Below are 26,840 nucleotides of genomic sequence, written 5' to 3'. Positions count from 1 at the left end.
AAACGCACCCGCCAGTGCAGGTTGCCGGCGTGATAGCCGAGTTCAAGCGCGTCGCTTGCCGAACGCGGCGTGAATCTCAGCCAGCGCTGCTCGCCAGCGCGTACGATCACGGCGCGATGATGGTCGAGCACCAGCACGGCGCCGTCATGCAGTTTCTGGTCGCGCGGCAAGGTGATCGCCACCTCCTCACCCTTGTCGGTTCGCGCCATCAGCCGCCGGCGGTCGAGATCGCCGACGGCCACCGTCACGAACTCCACGGCGTGGTGGTGTTCGAGATGATGGATCGCCTCATGCATTGCCGGATCGCTTCGGCTGCCAAGCACGCCTTCAACTCGGAGCATCTCAAAATCCTTTCTGCGCTTGACCTGCAGGCCCCCAGCCGCCTTCGCGGCTAAAGGCCCATGTGTTTGTGGATCAGTTCGTTGCTGAGGTCGGCGGTGTCGCCGGCCGCCGCGATCTGTCCCTTTTCGAGGATGGCGAAGCGGTGCGCCGCGGTACGGGCAAAACGTATCTTCTGCTCGACCAGGATGATGGTCAGGCCATGGTCCCGGTTGAGCGACACGATCGCCTCTTCGATGTGCTCGACGATGTTGGGCTGGATGCCCTCGGTCGGCTCGTCGAGAACCAGGATGCTCGGGTCGGTGGCAAGCGCGCGGGCAATGGCCAGCTGCTGCTGTTGTCCGCCCGAGAGGTTGGTACCGCGCCGGTGGAGGTGATCCTTCAGGAACGGAAACAGCGTCCAGACCAGCGGCGGCACCGACGTCTGGCCGTCGGCGCGGGCGTTGCAGCCGAGCAGTATGTTGTCGAGCACGCTGAGCCCGGGCACGATCTCGCGCCCCTGCGGCACGTAGCCGATGCCGCGCCGTGCCCGCTGGTAGGTCAGGTCGCCGCTGATGTCGGCGCCTTCGAACTCGATGGCGCCTTTGGTCTGCACGCCGATGCCGAGCAGGCTGCGCAGCAGCGTCGTCTTGCCGACGCCGTTGCGGCCCATGATGCAGAAGACCTCGCCCTCGCGGATTTCAAGGTTGAGATCGTGGATGATGTGGCTCGTTCCGTAGAACGCGTTGAGGTCTTTGAACTTAAGCATGGCTGAGTGTCGCCGATCCCAGATAGGCCTCTATCACTGCGGGGTTGCGTTCGATCTCCTCGGCCGTCCCCTCGGCGAGCACAGCCCCCTGGTGCATCACGGTGATGGTCCGGCAGATGCGGCGGACGAAGGCCATGTCGTGCTCGATCACCAACACGGTGTGACCGCCGGCGAGATCGAGCAAAAGCTCCGCCGTCTTGTCGGTTTCGGCCGCCGTCATGCCGGCGGCCGGCTCGTCGAGCAGGATGATCTTGGGTTCCTGGCTCAGCACCATCGCCAGTTCGAGCCATTGCAGCTGGCCGTGCGACAGCTCCGAGGCCTTGCGCTTCATCGAGCCGAGAAGCCCGGTACGCTCGGCAACCGCTACCTCCTTGTCGCTCGGCCTCCCTTTCACCCGCTCGAACAGGTTCTCGAAGACGCGGACACGGCGATTGCTCGCCACCTGCAGGTTTTCCAGCACCGTCATGTCCTTGAACACCGTCGGCGTCTGGAACTTGCGACCGACGCCGCTGCGGGCGATTGCGGCCTCGCCGATGCCGGTGATGTTGCGGTCGCGCAGCCAGATCTCGCCTTCAGACGGCAGCGTCTTGCCGCACAGGAGATCCAGCAAGGTCGACTTGCCGGCGCCGTTAGCGCCGATGATCACTCTGAGCTCGCCATCGGCGATCGACAGGTCGACGTCGCGCACGGCGGGAAACTCATCGAAGCGCACGGTAAGGTTTTGTGTCCGCAGGATCGGTGCAGTCGACACCGCGCCTGCTTGGGATGGCCTATGAACGGCATTCATCGGTTACGCCTCCCTTGCCGACAGCTCAGACTTGACGAGAAGATCGGCCTTGTCGGGGCGCTCGGTCTTGCCGGAGAGCTTGGCTCCGCCGAGACGCTCAGCCTTGCCGGGACGATCGATGAAAGCCTTGAAGATCCCGGCTATTCCGTTCGGCATGAACAGCACGACGACGACGAAAAGCAGCCCCAGGATGATAGGCCACACCGGCTGGAAAGTCGCGCTTTCGCTGGCCAGCGAGCCGACGAAGTTGACGATCAGCGCTCCGATGCAGGCCCCGAGCAACGAGGCGCGGCCGCCGGTCGCCGCCCAGATCACCATCGAGATGCTGAGCGACGTCGCCATCAGCGACGGCGTGGCGAACTCCGACGTGACCGTGAAGAGCATGCCGGCCAGGCCGGCGACGCCGGCGGAGACACAGAAGATGAAGAGCTTGTAGTTCTCGACGTCGTAGCCGAGATAACGCGCGCGCGCCTCATCCTCGCGAATGGCCTTGAGCACCTGGCCGATGCGCCCGGTCAGCATGTAGCGGGCGAGCAGGATCACCGCGATCAGGGTGAGTGCGACGGCATAATAGGCGCTCGGTCCGTAGGGGTCGAATTCGAAGCCGCCGATCTCCAGCAGCGCGAGGTCGGCCAGGCCGTTGAAGCCGCCCGTCAGCGGCTGGTTGTTGATGATCAGCAATTGCCCGATCACCGCGAAGGCCAGCGTGATGATGCTGACATAGACGCCGGTCGTGCGCCGCTTGAACATGACGTAGCCGATGGCGGCGGCGAGGATGCAGGGCACGACGATGCCCGCGATCATACCGACCGCGACCGACCGGAACGGGATCCACAGGAACGAACCTGTCGTGACGCAGCACAGGTCACGAACCGCATTCGGTTCCATGTTGAGCAGCATCAGCTGCGGCACCGGATTGTTTTCCGGCACGGCAAGCGTCAGCGACATCGCCAGCATGTAGGCGCCCATGCCGAAGAACAGGCCCTGCCCGAGGCTGAGGATGCCGGCATAGCCCCACGACATGCTGATGCCGATCGCGCAGATCGAATAGACCAGATAGATCGCGACGCGGTTGGTCCAGAAGCTGTTGAGCACCAGCGGAAGCGCGAGCACAACGGCGAAGAAGGCGATGTAGGCGATGATGGAAGCGGTGCGGTAAGTCATGCGCTCGTCCATGTTGCAGCCAAGCTCAGCGGCTCTTGGTGACAAAGAGGCCCTGAGGCTTGAAGAGGAGAATGAAGATCACGACGGCAAACAGGACCGTCCGTCCGTAAACGTCGTTTGCCCAGGTGGCGACGAAACTCTGGACTTCGCCGAGAATGCCTGCCGAGGCGAAGGTGCCGAGCAGATGACCGACACCGCCGGCGACGACGACAAGGAAGGCGTCGACGACATAGGGCGTGCCCATGTCGGGCGACACGGTCTTGAAGCCGGACACCAGAACCCCCGCGATCCCGGCGAGGCCGGAGCCATAGGCGAAGGCCAGCATGTTGACGCGCTTGTCGTTGATGCCGCAGGCCGCGGCGGTATTCCGCGCAACCGAGACGGCGCGCAACTGGCTGCCGAAACGCGTCCTGAACATCAGGAGCCAGGTAATCGCACCCAGCGCCAGCGCGGTGACGAAGACGAAGGCTCTGTAGACCGGGATGTTCGCGCCGAACAGTTGAATGGCCTGCTGGAGCTCGGCGGGAACCGGGACGTTCTGCAGGTCGGAGCCCAGACCATCGATCTCGACACCGAACAGGCCGAGCCCGAAATGTATACGGATCAGCTGCTGCAGGATGAGCGCAATGCCCCACGTCGCCAGCAATGTATCAAGCAGCCGGCCGTAGAGCCTGCGTACCACGGTGCGTTCGATGATCAGCCCGAATGTCGCCGTCACCAGGAACGCCAGCGGCAGGCAGAGATAGATGTTGAAGCCGAGATGTTTGGTTGCCAGCACCGTGGTGTAGGCGCCGATCATCACCATCTCGCCATGGGCGAGATTGATGACGTTCATGGTGCCGTAGATGATCGCCAGGCCCAGGGCGACCATGAACAAGATCGATGCGATGCTCAGGCCGATGACAAAAGTTTCCATGCCGCTTCCATCCGCGTTGGTCGGGGGCGTGCCGGCACGAAATCCGTGCCGGCACAGCTGGCAGTCAGGGACTAGAGAGTCGCCCCACTCGTCGTGCAGACCCGCTTCTCGGCGGTCTCGCCGACGCTGGAGTAAGGCAGCGGCACCAGCGGTTCGGCGTACTGGTCGACGATGTCGAGCAGGCCGTCGGCGCGGGTCTTGCCGATGCGCGGCGTGAGGTAGCTGTGCAGGTTGTCGGGGTCGATGGTGACCTTGCCCTGGGGGGCGGCGAAGGACAGCCCGCCGGCATTGGCAACGATCGCATCGGGCGCGAGGTCGCCTGCCTTTTCCGCCGCCATCGCCCACATGTTGACGCCGATATAGACCGCCTCCATCGCGGCATGGGTCACGGCGTCTGGGCCGGCATAGGCCTTGAACGCCTCGACGAAGACCTTGTTCTCAGGCGTGTCGACGGTCTGGAAATAGGGCAGCGAAACATAGCTTCCGAGCGCGTATTCCGGGCCCATCGCCTTGATCTCGACCTCCGTCGTCGTCGAGGCGCAGAGCGGCAGCTTGTCGAAATCGTAGCCCTGGTTGCGCAGCTCCCTGTAGAAGGCGACGATCGAGTCGCCGACCACGTTGGAAAAGATCACGTCAGCGCCGCTCGCGCCGATCTTGGAGACCATCGACGCCCACTCGGTGTGGCCGAGCGGCAGATATTCGTCGCCGACCACCTGCATGCCGATCTTTTCGCAGATCGTCTTCGATGTCTTGGCCATGCCGCGCGGAAACGCATAGTCGGAGCCGACGATGAACACCTTGTTCTTGCCCAGGCTCTTCTGCAGCCACGGCAACGAGTTTTCCAGCTGCTGGTTAGGCACCGCGGAACCGGCATAGAGCACGTTCTTGGAGCACTCCTCGCCTTCGTACCAGGTCGGCCAGACGAGCAGGCCCTTGCGCCGCTCGACGACCGGCAGCACCGCCTTGCGGCTGGCGGTGGTGTAGCAGCCGAAGATCACCGGAACCTGGTCCTCGATCGTCAGCTTGCGGGCCTTTTCGCTATAGATGCGCGGTTCGGACGCCGGATCCTCGATGATCGCGCGCAGCTTGCGGCCAAGGACCCCGCCCTTGGCGTTGATTTCGTCGATTGCCATCTGGGCGCACTGGTTCATCGATTTCTCGACGATCGCGGTGGTCCCGGTCAGCGAATACATGATGCCGACGGGAATCTCGTCGGCTGCCCAGGCCTTGTCGCCCAGACGCAGGATCGAAGGAGCTGCCAGTCCGATGGCCGTGAGGCCCGACGCTTTCAGAAACGTACGCCGATCATGGTTCTTCATAGGTCCTCCTGTTCGCATCGTTGTGCGTTTGGTTTTTGTGAAGCCGCCCCATTCGCGACCACCTGCACGCTTTATTAGAACGTCCTAATAGTCAATACACTCATAAGTATATTTTATTCTGTATAAGTGCATTGACGAATACATTCTTCATTCCACATCCAAATCGACGCAGAGTAACAAACTACTATTTCTAATAGTTTCATTGTTATTTCGGCTTTACGGAACGAACCCTTTCACAAGTGGAGCAGCATGCTTCCAAACACGGACAAAACGATGCCGCGCACGCGTTCGCACGCGCTGACCAAAGAGCGTCAAGAAAGTGCTGCAGATCGAACCAACGGCTGCCAACGGCCTTGTCGGAAGCCGAAAAACAAAAAAGCCCGCCAACTCCGACGAGGAGTTTGCGGGCTACATAGCCACTCGGTGCGGACCGCATTGTCTCACACCGTATCGACATCCGAGGTTCACCCGGCGTCAATTATTTTTCATATTAGTCACGCATGTCCTTGAACGTCAAGAGCTCATGCGCGTTGATGATCGCGCTTGCCAGATCGTCCATCGGCACGCGCTTCGCCATCGCTTGCCGGCGGATGTTCTCATACGCGTCCTGCTCGCTAAGCCCTTGCGTTTCCATGAGAATATTCTTAGCGCGTAGGATGCGGTTGTTGCCGGCCAGCTTGCGCTCCAGCTTGCGGATGCGCTTGCTGGCATTTTGCCGCTCGAGCCAGAGCGCGCGCGCGATTGTCAGATTGGTCAACAGGCCGAACGGGCGTATCGGCCGCTCGATGACCGCCAGCGCCCCGCACTCCAGCACCACCTGCAGCGTGCTCGGATCCTCATAGGTGACGACCGCAATCAAGGCGGGATCGGATGGCTCCACCGGCCGGAACAGGCTCAAGATCTTGTCGCGGTTCTCCTGCTCGATCGAAACCAGCACCACCACCGCCGATGGGTTTATCGCATCGGGCAAGGGCCAGGTCGTTTCGCAACTGCAGCCGATACGCCTGAGATGTTCGACCAGCGCCAATCCCGCCGCATCCGGCGGGTGGATGACTTGGACACGCAAGCCCTTCAGGTCCTGGAGTATGCTGGTTGCCACCGAGAACGATCCGCTAAGCCTTGCGTTTCAGCTGATGGGGTTTGCTCATCCAATCATCGAATGACGCCGTGACGAAGTAGGGGTCGGGCCTTATCCTCGTCTCGGATTGCCAGATGATGTCGAACTTGCCTTCGACATTGACCCGCCCGATGCGCGACCACAATTCGGTGTGGTGGTTGTCGGGGTCGATGCGTATCCGCCCTTGCGGCGCGTCGAACTCCAGCCCGGCGAGATGTTTGGCCAGCGCTTCCGGTTCGTCCGTGCCGGCAAGCTCCAGCGCCTTGGCGTAAAGATGAACCTGGAAATAGGCAGCCTCGGCGCTCGCCGTGACAGGGGCGTCGGCGCCGAACCGTTGCTTGAAGGACGATACGAATTGGCGCGCCTGCGGCGTGTCCAGCGTCTCGAAGAACGACGCCGAGGTCAGGTGTCCTGCCGCGATGTCAGGTGCCATCTCCGCGACCTCCGCTTCGGTGGTCGTCAGGCTGGCGATCGGCATGGTGGCGACGTCGAAACCGGCTTCCTTGTAGGCCTCATAGAGCATGACTGCGCCGGTGCCGACGACCGTCGACACCACGATGTCGGGCTTCAGCTTGCTGATCTGCTTGATGACACGATTGAAATCCTTGCGCGCCGGTTCAACGGGCACGTAGAGCTCGTCGAGAATGGTCCCCTTGGCTCTCATCACCAGGTCCATGACGACGCGGTTGTACTCGTAGGGGAAGACGTAGTTGGAGCCGACCAGCAGGAAGCGCGTGCCGTAGTTGTCGATCAGATAGCGCGCAAGCTGGACCGCGTTCTGGTTCGACGACGAACCGGTATAGAAGCAACGCGTCGAATACTCGAACCCCTCATAGAAGGTCGGGTAAAACAGCATACCGCGATAGGCTTCGATTTCTGGCAGGACGGCCTTGCGCGCCGACGACATGTAGCAGCCGAAGATGACCTTGATGCCGTCCTCGGCGAGAAGGCGAACGGCGAGTTCCTGATACTTTTTGGCCGAACATTCCGGATCGTAGAAGACCGCTTTTATCTGCCGCCCGCGAACGCCGCCGGCTGCGTTGATCTCCTCGATGGCAAGGCGCGTCGCGTTCGCTTCGGCCGTCTCGGCCGCCGCGGTCACTCCACTGTTGGAAAACAGGACGCCAATCCGCCAGTCACCAGTCGCCATGCGCTATAAGCCACCTATTGAGCAGGTCGATAGAATACTGCCCGGTCATCGGCGCGAGCCGGGCGGAGTCTGCTTTGGGAGATTTGGGAAACGCCACTGTTTCCAGTCCCATAGAGATATCCTGACAGCTCGGGAAAGGCAACGCGGCTCTGCAGTTCTGCCACGCAGGCGAGGAGTGTCCGCGGCAGATGTGTTCCGAGCAGCAGCCGGCAGGAAGGCGATCCATCACCGCCTTCCGTCTTGTTCGAATGCCTAAGCCACGTCGTCAGGCGTTGCCGGTGAGCATGTCGTAAAGCGCCAGCGTCACCACATTGGTTGCAAGCACGAGGTCGTCGATCTTGAGCTTCTCGTCGGCGCGGTGCGCATTGGCCTCGAGCATGGTGCGCGGGCCGGCCCCATAAAGCACGGTCGGAATGCCGGCATTGCTGTAGTGTCGTGCATCGGTGTAGAGCGGCACGCCATGCGTCGGGACAGCCTCGCCGGCGAGTTCCGAGGCATGCCGCTGCAAGGCACCGGCCAGCCGCTCCTGCCCATCGAGCGGCTTCAGCGGATCGGCCAGCATCAGCTGGCGAACGTGGCACTCGACGCCCGGCATCTCGCGTGCGGTCGCCTCGATGAAGGCGATCAGGTCACGCGCCACCTCCGGACCATTCTCTTCCGGGATCATGCGGCGGTCGACGCGCATGACGATCTTGTCGGGCACGACATTGGTGTTGATGCCGCCCGAGATCAGCCCAACCACCAGCGATGGCGTGGTGATGCCTTCGACCGACGAGCGTTGCTCGGAAAAGCCCGAGCGCAGCGAGTAGAGCCGGCTCAGTATGTGGGTAGCCGCCTCCAGCGCATCGATGCCCGTTTCGGGCCGCGCCGCATGGGCCGACTTGCCGCGGACGTCGATATCGAGATGCAGGCAGCCATTGTGGGCGGTGACGACGCCGTAAGACAGGCCGGCGCAGATCGCATAGTCCGGCTTGGTCAGCCCCTGCTGCAGCAAGTAGAGCGGGCCAATGTCGCCGCCGACCTCTTCGTCGTAGGTCAGGTGGATCTCTATCGTGCCCGACAGCTTCTCGCCCAATGCGCGCAGCGCCAGCAGCGCATAGGCATAGGTGACGAAGTCGGACTTCGAGGTTGCCACACCCCGGCCGTACATCCAGCCATCCTTGATCTCGGCGCCGTAGGGATCAACGGTCCAGCCTTCGCCAGGCGCCACGACGTCGCCATGCGCATTGAGCGCGATCGTCGGACCGGGCCCAAACCTATGGCGGACAATCAGGTTGGTGGCACTGATCATGCCGACGCTCGCAACCAGCGCATCGGGCACCTTGTGTCGCTCGACGGTGAAACCAAGGCCTTCATACAATTGGGCAGCGCGATCGGCATGCGCTGCGCAATCTCCGGGCGGGTTGTCAGACGGCACCTTGACCAGCTCCGCCAGCATGCGCACCTGGTCGTCACGATGCAAACGGATGTAATCCAGCAGACGCCCTGAACCGAGGCCGGGGCTTTTTTCGATAGGGTTCGGTTCCATTAGGGTTTTCCCTGAAAATTCTCGATGAAATGCAAGAGCACAGCCGCCCCCGTTGCAACGTCTGCCGCGGTGACCGACTCCTCCGGCGAATGGCTGATGCCGTCCTTGCAGCGAACGAAGATCATGCCGATGTCGGTGATCGTGCTCATCGCCATGCCGTCGTGGCCGGCACCGCTGGGCAGGCGCAGAGGGCGCGTTCCGGCCGCTTCGACGGCGGCCGCGATACGGTCGACGAAATCGGGCGCGCATGGGCAGGACTTGAGATCGAGGATCTTGTCGATGTCGATCTCCACTCCGCGCCTTGCCGCGATGGCCCAGGCAGCGACGCCGAGTTCGTCGAAGGCAGCGTGGCGGACACTGTCAGCTTGCGAGCGCAGATCGACGGTCAAAGAGACCTCGCCCGGGATGACATTGATCAGTCCCGGGTCGGCCTTGACGAAGCCGACTGTGCCCACCGTATGGGGATGGACCGAGGCGATGCGCTCGACCGCCAGCGCGATCTCGGCTGCTGCCAGGAGCGGATCCTTGCGCATGCCCATAGGCACCGTGCCGGCATGATTGGCCGCACCCTTGAGCGTCACGACGGCGCGCGTCTGGCCGCTGATCGCGGTCACCACGCCGACCGACAAACCCTCGGCCTGGAGCACTGGTCCCTGCTCGATATGAAGCTCGACATAGCCAATCAAGTCGCCCGGCCGATGGGCTGCCCTGGCGACGGCCTCGGGATCGAGACCGAACGCGATCATGGCCTCGCGAAGGCTGATGCCTTGCGCATCCTTGGCGTTGAACAGGTCGTCACCGAACTGTCCCGTGATGGCGCGGCTTCCGGCGAGCGTCGTCCGGAACCGCGTACCTTCCTCGTCACTGAAGGCGACGACCTCGATACCGAACGGCAGGCGGCGGCCGCGACCGTTGAGCACGGCAACGCAGTCGAGCGAGGTGACCACGCCGAGCGGACCGTCATAGCGGCCGGCATGGACGACACTGTCCATATGCGAGCCGGTAATGAGATAGGGCCCGCCGCCGCTTTCGGAATGGTAGCGGCCGACGACGTTGCCGGCCTCGTCGATACGCGCGTCCATGCCGGCATCGTGCATCCATCCGGCAATGGTTTCGGCGGCCGTGCGATGTTGCGGCGACAGATAGAGCCGCGTCACGCCAATGCCCGGCTCGCTGATGCTGCCAAGCTCGTCGCAGCGCCGCATGATGCGCCGCCCGGCGTCGGTTTCGTTGAGGTAAGTCGACATGATGCTATCCCGGAGCCTTGCGCCGCTACTGCCGCTCAGGTGCATGGTGCTTGTGCCAATGGCGGGCGATTTCGTCGCGCCGGCAGATCCAGACGCCTTCGTGCTTCTGGACGTAGTCGAGGAAGCGCAGGAACGAAGCCCAACGCCCGGGGCGGCCGACGATGCGCAGGTGGAGCCCGGTGGACATCATCCGCGGGGTCCTGTCGCTCTCGCGATAGAGCACGTCGAACGTGTCCTTGAGATAGGTGAAATACTGGTCGCCAGAGTTGAAGCCGGCGGCCGCGACGAAACGCATATCGTTGGCTTCGAGTGTGTAGGGAATGCGCAGATGCTGCTTGCCGTTGACGTTTTCCCAATAGGGCAGGTCATCGGCATAGGTGTCGGAATCGTAGAGGAAGCCACCCTCCTCCACCACCAGCTTGAGCGTGTTGGGGCTGCAGCGTCCGGTGTACCAGCCGACCGGCCGCTCGCCAGTCACCCGCGTGATGGTGTCGATGGCAAGCTTCATCTGGGCGCGTTCGGTGTCCTCGCCCATCCACTGGTGGTCGATCCACTTCCAACCGTGGCTGGCGATCTCGTGTCCGAGGGAGTGCATGATCTTGCCGGCCTCGGGGTAGTGCTGCAGCGCCAGGCCGTTGGCCAGAACAGTGGTGTTGATGCCGCGCTGCTTGAACTCGTCGAACACCCGCCAGAACGCGACGCGCGTGCCATACTCGTAGAGCGACTCCATGTTCATGTTGCGCACGCCGAACAGTTGCGGCGCGCCGATGATGTCGGAGATGAAGTTCTCCGAATGGGCATCGCCGTGCAGGACGCAGTTCTCGGACCCCTCCTCGAAGGCGACGATGAACTGCAGCGCGAGCTTGGCGCCGTTCGGCCAGTTGGCCATCGGCGGCCTGTTGCCGTAGCCGACCATATCGCGGGGGTATGACATTGTTCGATCCTTTCTACCTGTTCCAGACGGACGCCGGCCTAGTCGCGCGGTGCGATTTCAAGATGCTTGACCGATCCGCTCAGCCGCTTGGGCAGCGGATAAGCGAGGTCACCGAATTTGCTGGTGCCGAGCCTCAGGGCGACGATGCCTTCAATGAGCTTGGTCGCAGCGGTAACGCCTTCGATGACCGGAACGCCGATCTGCTCCTGGATATGCGAGGCCAGGTCGGCCATTCCGGCGCAGCCGAGCACGATGGCGCCGATGTCGTCTTCGGCGACGGCGCGGCGGCATTCCTCGACGATGTCACGGCAGGCCGCCATGCCGGTCTCCTCGAGTTCGAGAACCTCGAGCCCGCAAGCCCGGACCTTGCGGCACTGATGCTCGAAGCCGTGAACCTGCAGCAGGTGCTCGCAGATGATCTTGGTGCGGGCGAGCGTGGTGACCACGGAGAAGCGGGTCGCCACGATGCTGGCGACATGGAAGGCCGCCTCGGCGATACCGATGACCGGCCCGCGCGCGATCTCGCGGGCGGCGAGATAGCCGGGATCGCCGAAGCAGGCGATGACATAGCCGTCGACACCGGCGTTCTCTCCCTCGCGGATACGCTCGAGGATGCCGATCGTGCTCAGCGCCTCGTCATAGTGGCTTTCGATCGACGGCGGGCCGCTCTCGACCGAGACTGACAGGATCTCGGTGCCCGACGAGGCAACGCCTTGCGCTGCAGCCAGGTTCTTCCTGGCGAATGCGGAAGTGGTCGTGGGATTGATGATCTCGATCTTCATGACCTGCCCCTAGCCGCCGAGATAGGCGCGGCGGACGTCGTCGTTCTCGGCCAGTTCATGCGAAGGCCCAGACAAGGCGATCTTGCCCGTCTCGAGCACATAGGAGTGGCTGGAGAGCTTGAGCGCCATGCGCGAGTTCTGCTCGACGAGAATGACGCTGACGCCATTGTCGCGGTTGATGCTGGTGATGAAGCGGGCGATCTCGCGGACGATGATCGGCGCGATGCCGAGCGACGGTTCGTCGAGCAGCAGAAGCCGCGGCTTGGACATCAGCGCGCGACCGATCGCCACCATCTGCTGCTCGCCGCCCGACAGGCTGCCGGCCTGCTGGCCGATGCGCTCGCGCAAGCGGGGAAACCGGGTCAGAATGCCTTCGAGGTCGGCAGCGACACCCGCATTGTCCTTGCGACGATAGGCGCCCATCAGAAGGTTGTCGCGCACGCTCATGAACGGGAAGATGCGTCGCCCTTCCGGCACCATCGCCACGCCGCGTGCCACGATCTGGTCGGGTCCCTTGCCGTCGATGCGCTCGCCGTCGAACCAGATCTCACCACTCTCAGGCGCGGTCAGGCCGGTAATGGCGCGCAGGATGGAGGACTTGCCGGCGCCGTTGGCGCCGATGAGGGAAATGATCTCCCCCTCGCCGGCATTGAGGGAAACACCCTTGACGGCGCGAACCCTGCCATAGGAGACGGCGAGGTCCCGGATCGAGAATTGCGCGCTCATAGGCCGATCTCCGTGTCTTCCGCGCCGAGATAAGCCTCGATGACCTTCTCGTTCTGCTGGATCTCCGCCGGCGTGCCCTCGGCGATCTTGCTGCCGAAGCTGACGACCACGATGCGTTCACTGACCGACATCACCGCGGCCATGTCGTGCTCGACCAGGAAAGGCGTGACGCCCTCGTCGCGAATTCTGCGGATCAGCTCGACGCCGCGCTTGGTCTCGTCCGAGTTCAGCCCGGCAAACGGCTCGTCGAGCAGGATGAGCTTTGGCTTGGCAGCAAGCGCTACCGCGATGCCGAGATTGCGCAGCATGCCGTGCGGCAAGGCGGCGGACACCGTATTGGCAAGATGTGCCATGCCGAGCAGGTCAAGTACGTGATCGGCGTATTCGCCGGCTTCCCGCTCGTCTTTCCTGGCGCGCGGCGTCCGGAAGATCATGCCGGCGAGCGAGGCCTTGCAGTCCTTGTGGTAGCCGAGCAGCACCGTCTCGCGCACGGTCATGTCCTGGAAGCTGGTGTTTTCCTGGAACGTCCTGACGATGCCGTGGCGGGCAACCGCATGCGGTCCGATGCCGGTAATGTCCTTGCCGTTGAAACGGACGGTTCCGCTCGTCGGGTTGAGGAAGGAGGCGATCAGCTTGAAGCAGGTGCTCTTGCCGGCGCCGTTGGGGCCGATGATGGAAAGGATCTCGCCCGCATCCAACGTGAAGTTCAGGTCGTTCACTGCGGTCAGGCCGCCGAAGATCTTGGTCAATCCGCGAACTTCAAGCATTGGACGCCTCCTCCAGCTTGGCGGAGCGCCGCTTGATGACGCTCAGGATTCCGTTCGGCATGAGCAGGATGCACAGGATCATCAGGCCGGAGAAAATGACGGTCTGATAGCGCTGGAACTCATGAAGGAGTTCGAAGCTGCTCATCATGACAACGGCGCCGACCAGCGGGCCAACGACGAATTCGAGACCGCCGACGAAGCAGTAGACCATGAAGTAGACGCTATCGAGCACCTGGAAAGTGGTGGGGTAGACGTTCTGCTGCAGAGTGGCGAAGAAGGCACCGCCGACACCGGCATAGAAGCAACTGACCATGAAGGCGACGACACGATACTTGGCGACATTGATGCCAAGACTCGACGCCAAATCCTCGTTCTGCCTGAGCGAGCGGAACACGGCGCCGACGCGGCTGGTGTCGAGAAGCCACATGAACCAAAGGCCGAGCAGCATCAGCGTGCCGGCGAGGTAGAAGAACGGCAGCCGCGCGCCCTTTTCGAAGGCCGGAATGATGGTCAGGCCGAACAACGACAATTCGCTGGGAAGCGGAAGGTCGACGATGCCCTGGGCGCCATTGGTCAGAGCCGGAAAACTCAACGCAGTCAGGCGGCAGGCCTCGGTGATGCAGAGCGTGATCATGGCGAAATAGACGCCCTTGAGACGCAGCACCGGCCAGCCGATCAGGCCACCGAGCAGGGCCGCGACGGCTCCCGACAGTGGCAGGCAGATCCAGAACGAGACGCCGAGTCGCGACACCAGGATGGCTGTTACGTATGCGCCGATCAGCGCAAATCCCGCCTGGGCAAGGTTGATGCGACCGATGGCGAAGGTCAGCCAGACACCGAAGCTGATGAAGCTGACGGCAGCCATGGTGGTGAACACGTTGAGCAGGTAGCCATTGGCGCCGAAGGCCAGCGGAATGGCAAGGAAGTAACCTGCCGCGATCAGCAGCCCCAGCCCGATGGGCTTCAGCGAGGAGCTTCGCTGCTCGCTTGGGGACAGGTTCACATTTGGCATGGATATGGTCTTTTGCATGGTCGTCTCAGCCCCAGGGCTTACCCATGATCCCGTTCGGCCTCACGATGAGGAAGCAGATCACGATCAGGAAGATGATGAGAAAGGTCAGTGAGCCCGGCAAAAGCGCGTAGCCGACGGATTCGAGGAAACCGAGGACGAAGCCGCCAAGGATGGCGCCGGAGAGCACGCCTGCACCACCGATCATGATCATCAGGAATGCCTTGATCGAGATGGCCGTGCCGGCGCCGGTGTGGACGGCGAAGATTGCCACGAGCAGGCCCCCGGACAGGCCGGCAAGGCCGGTCCCGAGGCCGAAGCCCATGGCCGAGAGCCACTTGAGATTGACGCCCTGAAGAGCGGTCGCCTCGCGGTCCTGTGCCATGGCCCTCAGCGCCCGGCCGGTCTTGGTGTAGCCGATGAAGGCCATCAAGGCGGCGATCAGCATCGCTGCGACGACGATGACGACGATGCGTCCGGTGGGTAGCCTGGCATCGAAAACTTCGATGACGCCGGTTGCGATTGGGGGAACGCCACGCTGCTTTTCGCCGAAGACGATCAGCGCCAGGCTTTCGAGGAACACCGCCGTGCCCATGGCCAGCAGCATCGTCACCTCCTCGCGCTTGACGCGCAGCATCACCGGCCGGAACAGGAACAGCTCCATGGCCACGCCGAGCAGGCCGACGATCAGGAAGGACATGACGAGGCCGAACCAGAACGGCAGCCCGAACACGACATTGAAGTAGTAAACGACGAACCCGCCGATCATGTAGAGCTGACCATGGGCGAAATTCACCACCTTCATGATGCTGAAAATGATGGTGATGCCGAGCGCGATCAGCGCGTAAGTCGTTCCGACGACAAGTGCATTGAGCATAACCTGCGTCATGCGAAGTCTCCTGTGCGAGGATGGACCTTCCGCCCATTCGCGATCCGCGTCATGCGGACCTCATGCGAGGGAAGTGCGGGCGGCGGTCATTGGGGGCGAACCGCCGCCCGTGTTCGTCAGTCAGGGAGTTTTCCGACGAACAGCGGCTTGTATTCGCCGTTTTCGACCTGCTGCACGACGATCGGCACGGAGACCTGACGCGGCTGGCCGTAGTCGGTGCGGCCGACATATTTCAACTCGCCGCCGTCCTTGAGGAACGGGTTCTTGCCGACGAAGCCGTCGAGTGCCGCCTTGAACACATTGGTGTCCTCGATCGCCTTGGGTCCGGCGCTCTGCAGCGTCTGGATCATGATCTCGGGACCGTAGACATAGAGGCCGGCGACATCGTTCCACTCGCCCCAGTCCTTGGTGTAGCGCTCGATGAACTTGACCATGAAGTCGCTGCGGATCGCCTCGGTGCTGGCACCGCCGGCGGCAATGAACCCGTTCGACGCGTCTCCGGCCACTTCGTAGATGGCCTTCGGGTCCTGCCCGGTCTCGGTGCTCATGGTTCCCGTGAAGCCAAGTTCACGCGCCGCCTTGATCAGCGGGCCGACATCCGAGGGCGATACGCCTGAAAGCACGATGTGATCCGGCGAGGTACCGATCACCTTGGTCAGGATCGGAAAGAAATCGGTGGTGCCGGACTCGTAGGTTTCCTGGTCGGAGACGACCTCCAGGCCGAGCGCCTTGGCGCCGGCTGAGCCTTCGTCACGCTGCTTGATGGGATCGGCGTTGTTTTCGGAGACAAAGGCGATCTTCTTCACGCCCTTGTTGTCCATCAGCCATTTGTAGATGACCGGGCCGACCTGGTAAGATGCCACCATGCCGAGGATCGACTGGGAGGCAGGTGCCTTGTAGAGCGACTTGGAGAAGGCGTAGGGCATGTTGACCGTGCCATTCGCCTCCATGACGGTCTTGGCGCTTTCCGCCGTGGAGTCAGTGTTCGGCCCCTGGATATATTTGACACCTTCCGACACCAGCTTTTCGGCACCGGTCTGGGCGCCCTTGGGATCGCCCTTGTCGTCGACGCACACGACCTCGATCTTGTAGGTCTTGTCACCGATCGCCACGCCGCCGTCGTCGTTCCACATGCCGGCCCGTGACTTGAACGTCTGGCACATGACGCCACCCCAGCCGGCAAACGGCCCGCTCATCACGCCCAGGGCACCGATCTTCAGAGTTTCTTCGGCATATGCCGAAGATCCAAACACCAATGCTCCGGTTGCCGTTCCTAATATAAGCACCCTGCGCAGGGCACTTTGTCTCTGCTGACGCAAAATCATCTTGTCCTCCATTGTGATACTCGGCCTTCATCTGCAATTGAACCCATGTCAATTGGTTCAATATGCTCAGATTACGCAGTTATGTTCCCTTGTTTTTGTTGTTATTTGAGCGTATGTCTGGCACTTGAAGGTGTCAATTATTTCATTGACACGGTGTCAAAGTAGCGAGAGCCGCATGAACTGGAAGCCGGAGATCAGGAAGGGCGCCGGGCCGATCTACGTGGCGATCTGCGATGCGCTCGAGCGCGGAATAGCCGAAGGTCAGTTGCAGCCCGGCGAGAAGCTGCCGCCGCACCGCGACCTCGCCTATCGGCTGGGCGTGACGGTCGGGACGATTGCGCGAGCCTACACCGAGGCGGCGGTAAGAGGCCTCGTCGTCGGCGAGGTCGGCCGCGGCACGTTCATCAACGATTTCGACAATCATCGCGACGACATCACCCGGCTGGTGGTGCCGGAAAAACCCCAACCGGAGGTAATCGACCTCGGACTGAACCTTTCCGCCATTGGTGAAGCCGACGAAATCCTCAGGTCGACCCTGAAGGATCTGTCGCGGTCAGGCTCGCTCGACGCGCTTCTCACCTATCAGCCCAGCGCGGGCATGATCTCGCACCGCGCCGTCGCATCGCAATGGCTGGAGGGTATCGGGATCAGGGCGCATCCGGACAATGTCATCATCTGCAATGGCGGACAGCACGGCCTTCTGATCAGCATGATGGCGCTGGCCGGCCATGGCGAGTCAATTGCCACGGAACAGCTGACTTATCCGGGTGCAAGGGCCATCGCGCATCAGCTCGGCATCACTCTCGCCGCGGTTCAAATGGACCACGAGGGTCTGGATCCTGCGGCCTTGCGCGAACTCTGCGAGACCAAGCGGCCGAAGGCGCTCTATTGCATGCCCGTTCTGCAGAACCCGACGACGATCACCATGTCCGAGCAACGGATGCGGGAGATCGCCGCGATCATCGAGGAGTATGGTCTCTGGATCATCGAAGACGACGTGTATGGCTTCCTTGCCGAGAACCGGCCGCGGCCCTTCGCCTCTCTCATTCCGGAACGAACCATCTACCTCACCAGCGCCTCCAAGAGCATGGCGCCTGGCTTGCGTATCGGCTTCCTGGTGGTACCGGCCAAGCTCAGCCGCTCCGTCCAGGAGATCGTCACCATGAGCAACTGGATGTCGCCACCGTTCATGGCGGCGATCGTGACCAACTGGATGGCAAACGGCTATGCCGACAAGCTGATCGCCTGGCACCGCAACCAGGCGCATGAGCGCCAGGAGGTGGCCCATCGGATCCTCGGCCACCATGCGGAGCACGCGTCCACATCCTGCTATCACCTCTGGCTGCAGCTTCCCGAACCCTGGCGAATGGATTCGTTCTCCGCCACAGCCCTGCGCGAGGGCGTTAGGGTGATCACCGCCGACGCTTTTGCCGTGAAACGCGATCACGCACCGCACGCGGTGAGGCTGTGCCTGGGAGCAGCACACTCCCTGCCGCAGATCGCGCTGGGCCTGAACCGGTTGATGGGCCTGCTCAACTCGCAGCCCAAGCCGCACATGGATCTGCAATCGATCGGCTATGTCTAGCCGGCAAGGCTGTCGGAGAGCGGAAGCTGGAGCCGGCTATGCGCGGGCCTTTTGCAGGGCGCGTCCGTTGTAAACCGTACCCTCGGCCTGACCTTGCGCGCCCCGGCGAACCGCCACGCGATCGAGCTGCGGAAACTGGGGTTCCAGCTTTTCCCAGATCCAGCGCGCGACATTTTCGAGCGACGGCACGGACAGCCCCTCGATCTCGTTGAGATATTTGTGGTCGAGGGTCATCCGGACGACCTCTATCTGCTGCTCCAGCTCATAGAGATTGGCCGGCCAGCCAAAGACCGGGTCGGGGTCTCCGACGAGGTGAACGCTGACCTGGAACGAGTGACCGTGGAGGCCCGAAAAAGGCTGCAGCTGGTGTGCTGCCTCGAAGGTGAACTCCTTGTAAGTCTCGATCATTTTGCCGTCCTGCCCATCGTCATGCTCAACCTGGTGCCGGATATCTGCCACCGGCTTCTGAGCCGGTCAATTCGATCAAAACAAGAAACATCCGCTTGCTACTTGCTGATGCACGATATCGTGCTGATTATTGTGGCATATTCAACGTCGTTAATGTGTTTTTCAGTGACCTTTGGCATGGTCCGATGCAAACTGACGGTGCCGGGGAGTACGTGCTATGAATCATCTTGTGTCTTCAACCATCCGCGCAGTGGCAGTGGCGACGTCATTGGCACTTTTCGCGCTGTCGTCGGCTCAGGCCGAAGACGGCAAACTGCAGGCCCCCAAAGGCACCCCGATCCTTGTCATCGAAGGCAAGATCAGCGTCACGAATGGCGATGGTGTGGCCTCGTTTGACCGCGACATGCTCGAAGCGCTCGGCGTCACCTCGATCGAGACCACGACGCCGTGGTTTACGGGCATGGTCAAGTTCGAGGGCGTTCAGCTCCAAAAGATCATGGAGCTCGTGGGCGCCGACGGCAAGGAGGCCGTTGCCGTTGCCCTCAACGACTACAAGACGACGATCCCGACGGAGGATTTTGCGCTCCACAACGTGCTGTTGGCGCTCAAGCGCGACGGCCAGTACATGGAGGTCAGCGACAAGGGCCCGCTGTTCATCGTCTATCCCTATGACAGCAAGCCGGAGCTTCAGAGCCAGAAGTTCTATTCGCGTTCGGTTTGGCAGCTGGCCCGGTTGATCATCCGGTAGGGAAGATGTCATGGCCGCTTTGTTGGCGCCTGGATCCCGCCGTGCATTTGCATTCCATCTGCTCAAGGCACTGCTGATTGGCACGATTGCCGTCTTCGCTGTCGCCGCTGCCTATTTGTCCGTCGTCATCTTCGAACGTCAGGCATCTATCGGGAAGCTCTCGCGATACGACGTGGCATGGAGTGCCAGCCAGGGCGTCAACGAATATCTGCGCCTCTACCAGCGGGTAGCCACGCTGGCTGCTTCGCCAAACGATCAGCTCAAGGCCGACACGCAGCTTCGCTTTCAGATTCTGAAGAGCCGGCTCGGCGGCTTCAGCACCGGCCAGTTCGAGGAATTTGTCGCCGAGGCGCCCGAGCGAAAGGCAACAATCGCCCAGCTGTCCAAATTCGTCGCGGACATGGACAGCGTCATCACCAGGATCGACGCCCCGGGTCAGGCGCAATCCATACTGACGTCGATGCGCGCGCTGGAGGCCGAACTGATCGGCCTCGCCTCGGAGGCCAACCAGTACAGCGCCGTGCAGGCGGCCAAGGTCGACGACGAGCTGTTGCGCCTCCATAGCGGCTTCTCCGCCGTGGCGATCGGCTTTTTCCTGTGCAGCCTTGCCTTCATCGCGCTTCTGGGATGGCACAACCGGTTGCTGACGCAGACATTCGATGCCCTCAATGCGGCCAATGACGATCTGCGCCGTACCTCCGATGACCTGGAGACGGCCAATGCCGCGGTGCTCGGCGCGAACCACGCGCTCGCCACCCAGAACGGCCTGTTTGATGCCGCCCTGAGCAACATGTCCCAGGGCCTTTGCATGTTCGACGCCGACCAGCGGCTGATCGTCAGCAACAGCAAATTCGCCGCCATGTACGGTCTGTCGGACGATAGCCTTGCGCCTGGGACCACGCCCCAGCAGATCATGCAGGCGTCGATCGATGCCGCAACGTCGACGCAGCACAGCGCCGAACTTGCCCATCGCTCCCAGCAACAGCTGATTGAAAAGGGCCAGCCCGGCGTCCTGCTGCAGAAGCTCGTCGACGGCCGCATCGTCTCGATCCTGCATCAGCCGATGGATTCAGGCGGCTGGGTTGCCACCTATGAGGACATCACCGAACGCCATCTCTCGGAAGAGCGCATCGCCCATATGGCGCGCCACGATCCTTTGACCGGGTTGCCGAACCGCCTGATGCTGCGCGAGCGCCTGGAGCAGGAGCTGGCGCATGGCCGCAGGCACCACCAGGACACCGCGGTCCTCTGCCTCGACCTGGACAACTTCAAGAACGTCAACGACACGCTCGGCCATCCCGTCGGCGACGCATTGCTGCGCGAGGTTGCCAACCGCGTTTCGGGCATGGTTCGTGAATATGACGTCGTTGCCCGCCTTGGTGGCGACGAATTCATCGTCATCCAGCCGGCGGTTGGACGCGAGGATGCGGCGCATGTGGCGCAGCGATTGATCGAAGCCCTCGAGGAACCGTACCATCTCGACGCCCACCATGTCGTCATCGGCGCCAGTATTGGAATTGCGCTTGCCTCGGATTGTGACGGGGTTGCCGACGACATGGTCAAGAATGCCGACCTGGCGCTCTATCGCGCCAAGAGCGATGGCCGCGGCAGCTACCAGTTCTATGCGCCCGAGATGGACGACCGGCTGCAACGCCGGCGCATGCTCGAACTCGACCTCAGGGGCGCCGATTTCGACAAGGAGTTCGAGCTGGTTTTCCAGCCGATCGTCAATCTCAAGAGCAAGCAGGTCGCCGTGGTCGAAGCATTGCTGCGCTGGCCCGGCTGCCAGCGTGGCCAGATCCGGCCTGACGAGTTTATCCCGATCGCCGAAAGCACGGGCCTGATCGTACAGCTCGGCGCCTGGGTCCTCGAAAAAGCCTGCCGGGAAGCCGTCAAATTGCCGGGCAACGTCAACGTCGCGGTCAATCTGTCGCCCGGCCAGTTCAGGCGGGGAAACATCGTCGACACCGTCGCCAACGTATTAAAGCTGACAGGCCTTGCCCCCGAACGGCTTGAACTCGAAATCACCGAATCCCTGCTGTTGGGCGACAACAAGGAAACCCTGCTTGCCCTGAACCGGCTGCATGCGCTGGGCGTCAAGATTTCGCTCGACGATTTCGGGACGGGCTACTCGTCCCTCAGCTATCTCAGGAATTTCCCCGTCGACAAGGTCAAGATCGACCGTTCCTTCATTGCCGAAATCGCCGGCAACCGCGACCATTGGGCGATCGTCAGCGCGATCGTGAATCTCTCGCATGCGCTGGAAATGACTACTGTCGCCGAGGGCATCGAGACCGAGGAACAGCTGCTGATCGTCCGGGCCACCGGATGCGACGCCGTCCAGGGACACTTCTTCAGTCCGCCAATGTCGGTTGCGCAGCTCAGGCGATATCTCGAAGACCAGCGCGCCAAGCTGACGCTGGCGTAATAGGCTCCAATGGGAAGTTCCCGGCCGAAGATTTTGGAAGATGGCTGAGTGTTGCAGGGGCCGAGCGAGATGTCATGCCTTGAGACAGCGCGCCGTGGCTCCGCCCCTTGACGCAATGCAGTGGTCACAGCACAGATTCGTCGGCCGCAAGATTGGTTGTACAACCACACCTAAAGCCAGGAGGCCTGCGTCTTGGGCAGGCGCTGATCAGGATCTATAACCTTGAGCGACGGCTGGCCCGGACCGTTCCAGCGCCACAATGCTACGCAACTGCCGCCGGGCGACATGAAGGACGGATAGACGACGCCGTCAAAGCCTTCGGTGAGCAGGCGCTGCTGCAGCAGATGGGTTTGCGGTGCCCTGCCGTCGTCGAGATCGGAACGCCACTCGCATCTGTGAATGCCGGCATCGATGCCGAGTTCGTCCAGCATCGCGGCATCGGTCAGGTCGGCCAGCCTCGCGTCCGACAGCTCGAGCTGGGCGATCAGCGCCGGATGCTGGACAAAACCCTGGTTGTATTCGGCCCAGGCGGTCGACAGCTCACAGGCCGCATACAGCGTCGGCGATCCTACCGGGTTCCAGCGCCCGCCGAAACGCGCAGCGCCCTCGCCCGAAAGCGGCATATGCGCCCAGCGCGGCACGAAGGCCCGCCACAAGGTTCGCTGCTGACGCAGGGCGGCTTCAGGCATAAACGCCGGAGCGCACCGCCTCCAGATAGGCCAGAACCTTGTCCGCCTTGCCCTCGCCGACCAGGTCATAGGCCGTCTTGCCGGCCCAGCCCGGGATGGGCTGATGCTTGAACCAGATCGCCGCGCGGCTTTCGTCGCCCGCCATCTCGGCGGCCATCGCCAGGATGCGGACAACGGGGCTGAGCGCCTGGTCGACCTTGCGTGCTCCGGAGCGCGCCGTCAGCGTGTTGCGGGCAACGCCAACGAGCCGGGCCAGGTCGGCCTGGGTGACACCCAGCAGTTCCGACACGCGGCGAGCCGAGAGAAACTGCGACCGGGCCTCACCGAAATGGGCCGCCGACATTCCCAAACTCTGAGCTGCCATGACACGTTCCTGACGTATTTTGATATCCACTCGTTCAATATGTGCGCATCATGCGCCCAATTCAAGCCCGGATTATGACCTCCAGGTCATTGCCAGCGTGCATGTTACTCTGCTCGACCCGCTCCCTCACGCATGTCGTGCAGGCGCCATCGCCTCCGCCACGAAGAGACGTCATGGCAGGCAAGCGGTCAATCCTCGGATTGGTCGACCTCGGCGGCTCCTCCAAGTCCCAGGGCAACATTTCCGGCAAGCAACTGCTCCTTGCTGAGCAGCCCGGCATCTTCGAGCGCTTCGAAGTCGGGCAAATCGCGCAACGTATCGAGTCCGAACTGCGACAGGAACGTCTTGGTGGTAACGTAGGTGTAGGGCGCGCCCGGCGTCGGACTGCGTGGTCCCGAGGCAATGAAGTCATGCGACCTCAGCACGCCGATCAGATCGCGGCTGACCTCCTTGCCGAAGAACGCCGTCAGTTCGCCTCGGGTGATCGGCTGGAAATAGGCAATGCACATCAGCACCAGCACTTCCGATTGCGACAGTGGGCGCGCCATATCGACCTGCCCCGTCGCCGCGCGAATGGCATCGGCAAACGCCTTCTTGGTGCGATGCTGCCAGCCGCCGGCAACCGAAACCAGCTCATAGGGCCGACCGGCAAGCTCTGCCCTGATGTCGTCGATGATCAGGTCGAGATTGCAATTCCTGCCTACGATCCGAACCAGCATCTCGCGCGGTACGGGTTCGCTGGCGGCAAAGATCACCGCCTCCACCCGGCCCATCCATTCGCGCCAGCGCAGCTCCGGCGGCAGGTGCTCGAGCTCGGTGTCGAGCAATGTCGGCTGATCCTTGTCCTTTCGGCGCGCTTCCGTCATCGCTACAGGCCGTACAGCCGGAAGGAGGCGCGCCCGGAGAGTTCGCGCACCGCTTCGAATGTCTGCAGCCGTTCGAACAGACGCCGTGCCGCAAATCGCGACAGATTGCGGGTGCTCAGCGTGCCGGGGACGGCATCGTCGTCGAGCAATCGCCGGATCGCTTCGCCTGCTCCTTTCGCCCGCAGCTTCGGCGTTGCCGCCGCAAGCCGCTCGGCGCGCCGGGCGATGTCAAGCGCGAGCCTCAAGCCGTCACCGGCCCCGTTTGCCAGAGCTACACACACCGCCCGCTCGAATGCAGCGTCCCCAGGCCGGATGCGTTTGCCGCGGCCGTCGCCGGAACGGAAGGCCGGGGAATACAGCTGCGCGGCCAGAAGCGGCACGGGTCGGGACCAGCCCAGCTTTCGCGCCAGAACCAGATCGGCCAGCCACCAGGCCAAGAGTTCGGCATCTCCCCGACCGGCAACGACGTGACCGGCGATCGCCGCCGCAGCCAGCGGAGCCGGCTTGTCCCCCGCGGCCAGTTCCTCGACGGTTTCGGCAAGTTTGTCGTACCTGTCGTCGACGCGCAGGCCGAGCCATTCGGTGATCTGCGCCAGCCCGCCGGCGTCGATCGTTGGCGGCCGCGAGGCCAGATGGCGCCATGCCCCGAGGATGCTGCCGGCAGGCCCGGGATCTCCGCTTGCCGGGCGCAGATACCAGGCGTCACGCAATGCGGCCTCTTCCTCCGTGCGTCCGGCCAGCCGAACGGCAGCGACGGCACATTTCAGTGCCAGCCGTTGGCGCCAGCTGCCGGCCCAGGCCGGCTCGGAGCGCACCAGATTGTCGAGCGCACACAGCGCAGCACCCGCGTAGAACGCGGCATCGGCGTCACTGGCCACTGGCCCATCCGGCAGCGCCCACGCAGGCATGCGCGGCAGCGCAGGCGGAACGGCAAGTGGTTGGATCGCTCGAATCATCGCTGACGAGCGTATTCGAGCAGTGCGCTTACTGCCACGGCTGCCGGCCTAAAGCGCACAGCCATTTCACCGGGCAAATGGCTCACCTCGCCTTCCGCAATGAACGATCCGTCATTGCGACCGGCAACCCGCCCCCTTTCCCAAGACATTGCGCGCAACACTGCACAGCCGACGCCGCCCGGCTATACTGCCACCAGATGGCCGCCTGATACTTCCCGGAACTGGCGCAGCGGGACCTGGTAGTCCGGCGCACGGATCGGGCTTTTCAGTTCGTCCGCGGCCGACATGCGCTTTTCGTGGCGACGATCGGGGTCCGGAACCGGCACAGCCGCCAGCAGACGCTTGGTGTAGTCGTGCTGCGGATTGCCGAAGACTGCCGCACGCGGGCCGATCTCGACGATTTCGCCAAGATACATCACCGCCACGCGGTGGCTGACGCGCTCGACCACCGCCATGTCATGGCTGATGAACAGGAAGGCTAGGTTAAGGCTCTGCTGCAGGTCGAGCATCAGGTTGATCACCTGCGCCTTGACCGAGACGTCGAGCGCCGAGACGCTTTCGTCGGCGACGATGACTTTCGGCTCGAGCGCCAGCGCCCGTGCAATGCAGATGCGCTGCCGCTGGCCGCCGGAGAACTCGTGGGGATAGCGGCTCGCCATGTCGGGCGACAGGCCTACCTTGCTGAGCAGATCGGCGACCAGCTCGCGCCCCTGTTTTGCCGTGCCCATCCTGTGCTCGAGATAGGGCTCGGCAATCGCCTGGCCGACCGTCATGCGCGGATTGAGCGAGGCGAACGGGTCCTGGAAGATCATCTGCACCGATTTGCGCATCTGCCGCATCTCGTGCTTGTCCATGCCAATGACGTCCTTGCCGTCGATCTTGACCGCGCCCGAGGTCGGCTCGATCAGCCGCATGATGGCGCGGCCGGTGGTCGACTTGCCGCAGCCGGATTCGCCGACCAGGGACAGCGTTTCGCCGGCAAACAGGTCGAAGGAAACGTTCTCCACCGCATGCACACGCCCGCCGACCCGGCCGAACAGGCCAGTAGGGATGTCGAAGCGCTTGACCAGGTTTTTCACCTGCAGGACCGGTCTGTCGCGAACGACCGTATCGGGTTTTTCCACGGGCAGTGTGCACTCGCCCGTCGAGGTGTTGACGATGGGAAAGCGGAGCGGGCGGTCGTATTGCTCCATCGAACCGAGCACCGGCACGGCGGAGAGCAGCGCGCGGGTGTAATGGTGCTTGCCGCGATGGAAGATGTCGGCGGTGGCACCGGTTTCCACCTGATCGCCGCGGAACATCACAACCGTGCGGTCGGCCACCTCCGCCACCACGCCCATGTCGTGGGTAATGAACAGCACCGACGTTCCCTGCTCGTCCTGCAGCATCTTGATCAGGTCGAGGATCTGTCCCTGGATGGTGACGTCGAGCGCCGTCGTCGGCTCGTCGGCAATCAGCAGTTTTGGGCGCGAGGCCAGTGCCATGGCGATCATCACGCGCTGACGCATGCCGCCCGAAAACCGGTGCGGATACTCGTCGAAGCGCGAGGCGGCGGAGGGAATGCGCACCTTTTCCAGCAACCGGATGGTCTCGGCCCTGGCGTCGGCGAAGGACATGGCATTATGGCAGAGCAGCGCCTCGGAGATCTGGTCACCAATGGTGAAGAGCGGATTGAGGCTCGTCATCGGCTCCTGGAAGATCATCGCGACGTCGTTGCCGCGCACCTGCCGCATCTTGTCTTCGGGCAGGTCGGTCAGGTTCCGGCCGTTGAGGACGATCCTGCCCTCGATGCGGCTGGTGTCGGGCGGCAGCAGGCGCATGATCGACAGCGACGTCACGCTCTTGCCCGACCCGGATTCACCGACGATGGCAACGGTTTCGCCGGGCGCGACATCGAAGGAGATGTCGCGCACGACAGGCTTCCATTTGCCGTCGACCATGAACGAGGTCGTGAGTTTCTGCACCGACAGAACCGGATCGACGGTCTGGCCAAGGCTGTTTTCCTGAACGCTCATTATCTCTCCTCCCTGACCTGATCGACAGGCTGCG

At 62.7% G+C, this 26,840-nt stretch carries 26 protein-coding genes; 3 read left to right on the top strand and 23 right to left on the bottom strand.

Annotation, left to right across the window (positions count from 1 at the left end; genetic code table 11):
- From HNQ95_RS17525 to HNQ95_RS17445, 17 genes are all read right to left on the bottom strand, one after another.
- Nucleotides 1-341: urease accessory protein UreE (locus HNQ95_RS17525; RefSeq protein ID WP_182574673.1), on the bottom strand; the 341-nt coding region annotated here is incomplete at its 3' end.
- Between the two features lie 50 nt (nucleotides 342-391).
- Nucleotides 392-1,087 carry an urea ABC transporter ATP-binding subunit UrtE gene (gene urtE / locus HNQ95_RS17520; RefSeq protein WP_154384474.1) on the bottom strand — a complete coding sequence of 232 codons (696 nt, stop codon included), beginning with the start codon at nucleotides 1,085-1,087 and terminating at the stop codon, nucleotides 392-394.
- Nucleotides 1,080-1,874 (bottom strand): urea ABC transporter ATP-binding protein UrtD, encoded by a 795-nt coding sequence (gene urtD / locus HNQ95_RS17515; RefSeq protein WP_154384473.1) that lies wholly within the window; start codon nucleotides 1,872-1,874, stop codon nucleotides 1,080-1,082. The genes urtE and urtD overlap by 8 nt, the downstream gene beginning before the upstream one ends.
- A gap of 3 nt (nucleotides 1,875-1,877) precedes the next feature.
- Nucleotides 1,878-3,038, bottom strand: a complete 1,161-nt coding sequence (gene urtC, locus HNQ95_RS17510) for an urea ABC transporter permease subunit UrtC (protein ID WP_182574674.1) — start codon at nucleotides 3,036-3,038, stop codon at nucleotides 1,878-1,880.
- 25 nt (nucleotides 3,039-3,063) lie between these two features.
- Complete coding sequence (gene urtB, locus HNQ95_RS17505) at nucleotides 3,064-3,954, bottom strand: urea ABC transporter permease subunit UrtB (protein ID WP_182574675.1); 891 nt, start codon at nucleotides 3,952-3,954, stop codon at nucleotides 3,064-3,066.
- Between the two features lie 71 nt (nucleotides 3,955-4,025).
- On the bottom strand, nucleotides 4,026-5,273 hold the full coding sequence (locus HNQ95_RS17500; protein WP_182574676.1) for a transporter substrate-binding domain-containing protein: 1,248 nt from the start codon (nucleotides 5,271-5,273) through the stop codon (nucleotides 4,026-4,028).
- A gap of 490 nt (nucleotides 5,274-5,763) precedes the next feature.
- Nucleotides 5,764-6,372: an ANTAR domain-containing response regulator gene (locus tag HNQ95_RS17495; RefSeq protein ID WP_067967401.1), complete on the bottom strand. Its 609-nt coding sequence runs from the start codon at nucleotides 6,370-6,372 to the stop codon at nucleotides 5,764-5,766.
- A 13-nt stretch (nucleotides 6,373-6,385) separates the two neighbouring features.
- Nucleotides 6,386-7,540, bottom strand: coding sequence for a transporter substrate-binding domain-containing protein (locus HNQ95_RS17490; protein WP_182574677.1), 1,155 nt, complete (start codon nucleotides 7,538-7,540; stop codon nucleotides 6,386-6,388).
- Nucleotides 7,541-7,805: 265 nt separating this feature from the next.
- On the bottom strand, nucleotides 7,806-8,978 hold the full coding sequence (locus tag HNQ95_RS17485; RefSeq protein ID WP_210283807.1) for an ArgE/DapE family deacylase: 1,173 nt from the start codon (nucleotides 8,976-8,978) through the stop codon (nucleotides 7,806-7,808).
- Between the two features lie 89 nt (nucleotides 8,979-9,067).
- A complete protein-coding gene (locus HNQ95_RS17480; protein ID WP_182574679.1) occupies nucleotides 9,068-10,315 on the bottom strand; it encodes an allantoate amidohydrolase in 1,248 nt (415 codons plus the stop codon).
- 25 nt (nucleotides 10,316-10,340) lie between these two features.
- Nucleotides 10,341-11,249: an allantoinase PuuE gene (puuE, locus tag HNQ95_RS17475; protein WP_083948812.1), complete on the bottom strand. Its 909-nt coding sequence runs from the start codon at nucleotides 11,247-11,249 to the stop codon at nucleotides 10,341-10,343.
- A 38-nt stretch (nucleotides 11,250-11,287) separates the two neighbouring features.
- Nucleotides 11,288-12,031 carry an aspartate/glutamate racemase family protein gene (locus HNQ95_RS17470; RefSeq protein ID WP_182574680.1) on the bottom strand — a complete coding sequence of 248 codons (744 nt, stop codon included), beginning with the start codon at nucleotides 12,029-12,031 and terminating at the stop codon, nucleotides 11,288-11,290.
- Between the two features lie 9 nt (nucleotides 12,032-12,040).
- On the bottom strand, nucleotides 12,041-12,757 hold the full coding sequence (locus HNQ95_RS17465; RefSeq protein ID WP_182574681.1) for an ABC transporter ATP-binding protein: 717 nt from the start codon (nucleotides 12,755-12,757) through the stop codon (nucleotides 12,041-12,043).
- The gene (locus tag HNQ95_RS17460; protein ID WP_182574682.1) at nucleotides 12,754-13,524 is read right to left on the bottom strand and encodes an ABC transporter ATP-binding protein; all 771 of its coding nucleotides are present in this window, start codon (nucleotides 13,522-13,524) and stop codon (nucleotides 12,754-12,756) included. The genes HNQ95_RS17465 and HNQ95_RS17460 overlap by 4 nt, the downstream gene beginning before the upstream one ends.
- Complete coding sequence (locus HNQ95_RS17455) at nucleotides 13,517-14,536, bottom strand: branched-chain amino acid ABC transporter permease (protein WP_182585816.1); 1,020 nt, start codon at nucleotides 14,534-14,536, stop codon at nucleotides 13,517-13,519. The genes HNQ95_RS17460 and HNQ95_RS17455 overlap by 8 nt, the downstream gene beginning before the upstream one ends.
- A 25-nt stretch (nucleotides 14,537-14,561) precedes the next feature.
- Nucleotides 14,562-15,422 carry a branched-chain amino acid ABC transporter permease gene (locus HNQ95_RS17450; RefSeq protein ID WP_067967374.1) on the bottom strand — a complete coding sequence of 287 codons (861 nt, stop codon included), beginning with the start codon at nucleotides 15,420-15,422 and terminating at the stop codon, nucleotides 14,562-14,564.
- Nucleotides 15,423-15,538: 116 nt separating this feature from the next.
- On the bottom strand, nucleotides 15,539-16,675 hold the full coding sequence (locus HNQ95_RS17445) for an ABC transporter substrate-binding protein (RefSeq protein WP_210283806.1): 1,137 nt from the start codon (nucleotides 16,673-16,675) through the stop codon (nucleotides 15,539-15,541).
- A 247-nt stretch (nucleotides 16,676-16,922) separates the two neighbouring features.
- Between HNQ95_RS17445 and ehuR the strand changes: the two genes are divergently transcribed.
- Nucleotides 16,923-18,332 carry a MocR-like ectoine utilization transcription factor EhuR gene (gene ehuR, locus HNQ95_RS17440; protein WP_182574684.1) on the top strand — a complete coding sequence of 470 codons (1,410 nt, stop codon included), beginning with the start codon at nucleotides 16,923-16,925 and terminating at the stop codon, nucleotides 18,330-18,332.
- Between the two features lie 36 nt (nucleotides 18,333-18,368).
- On the opposite strand, the gene HNQ95_RS17435 is transcribed toward ehuR, so the two are convergent.
- Nucleotides 18,369-18,740 carry a 6-pyruvoyl trahydropterin synthase family protein gene (locus HNQ95_RS17435; RefSeq protein ID WP_182574685.1) on the bottom strand — a complete coding sequence of 124 codons (372 nt, stop codon included), beginning with the start codon at nucleotides 18,738-18,740 and terminating at the stop codon, nucleotides 18,369-18,371.
- 217 nt (nucleotides 18,741-18,957) lie between these two features.
- Here HNQ95_RS17435 and HNQ95_RS17430 point away from each other — a divergent pair, with 217 nt between their 5' ends.
- Both HNQ95_RS17430 and HNQ95_RS17425 read left to right on the top strand, forming a co-directional pair.
- Nucleotides 18,958-19,488, top strand: a complete 531-nt coding sequence (locus HNQ95_RS17430; protein ID WP_182574686.1) for a putative pterin-binding protein — start codon at nucleotides 18,958-18,960, stop codon at nucleotides 19,486-19,488.
- A gap of 10 nt (nucleotides 19,489-19,498) precedes the next feature.
- Nucleotides 19,499-21,916, top strand: coding sequence for a putative bifunctional diguanylate cyclase/phosphodiesterase (locus HNQ95_RS17425; RefSeq protein WP_182574687.1), 2,418 nt, complete (start codon nucleotides 19,499-19,501; stop codon nucleotides 21,914-21,916).
- A gap of 170 nt (nucleotides 21,917-22,086) precedes the next feature.
- Here HNQ95_RS17425 and HNQ95_RS17420 read toward each other — a convergent pair whose 3' ends face one another.
- The 5 genes from HNQ95_RS17420 to HNQ95_RS17400 all read right to left on the bottom strand — a co-directional run bounded on the left by HNQ95_RS17420 (nucleotide 22,087) and on the right by HNQ95_RS17400 (nucleotide 26,806).
- Complete coding sequence (locus HNQ95_RS17420; protein WP_154384463.1) at nucleotides 22,087-22,605, bottom strand: RES family NAD+ phosphorylase; 519 nt, start codon at nucleotides 22,603-22,605, stop codon at nucleotides 22,087-22,089.
- Entirely contained in the window at nucleotides 22,598-22,969 is a 372-nt protein-coding gene (locus HNQ95_RS17415; RefSeq protein ID WP_067967357.1) for an antitoxin Xre/MbcA/ParS toxin-binding domain-containing protein, read from the bottom strand. Before HNQ95_RS17415 ends, HNQ95_RS17420 begins: the two co-directional genes overlap by 8 nt.
- 188 nt (nucleotides 22,970-23,157) lie before the next feature.
- Nucleotides 23,158-23,835: an SMC-Scp complex subunit ScpB gene (gene scpB, locus HNQ95_RS17410; protein WP_154384462.1), complete on the bottom strand. Its 678-nt coding sequence runs from the start codon at nucleotides 23,833-23,835 to the stop codon at nucleotides 23,158-23,160.
- Nucleotides 23,836-23,837: 2 nt separating this feature from the next.
- Nucleotides 23,838-24,791, bottom strand: a complete 954-nt coding sequence (locus HNQ95_RS17405; protein WP_154384461.1) for a DUF1403 family protein — start codon at nucleotides 24,789-24,791, stop codon at nucleotides 23,838-23,840.
- A 182-nt stretch (nucleotides 24,792-24,973) separates the two neighbouring features.
- A complete protein-coding gene (locus HNQ95_RS17400; RefSeq protein WP_154384460.1) occupies nucleotides 24,974-26,806 on the bottom strand; it encodes an ABC transporter ATP-binding protein in 1,833 nt (610 codons plus the stop codon).
- Nucleotides 26,807-26,840 lie beyond the last annotated feature (34 nt).

This window comes from Aminobacter ciceronei (assembly GCF_014138625.1).
GTDB classification, from domain to species: domain Bacteria; phylum Pseudomonadota; class Alphaproteobacteria; order Rhizobiales; family Rhizobiaceae; genus Aminobacter; species Aminobacter ciceronei.
The sequence above is the reverse complement of the archived record's forward strand: the minus strand, read 5'-3'. Positions and strand labels throughout refer to the sequence as shown.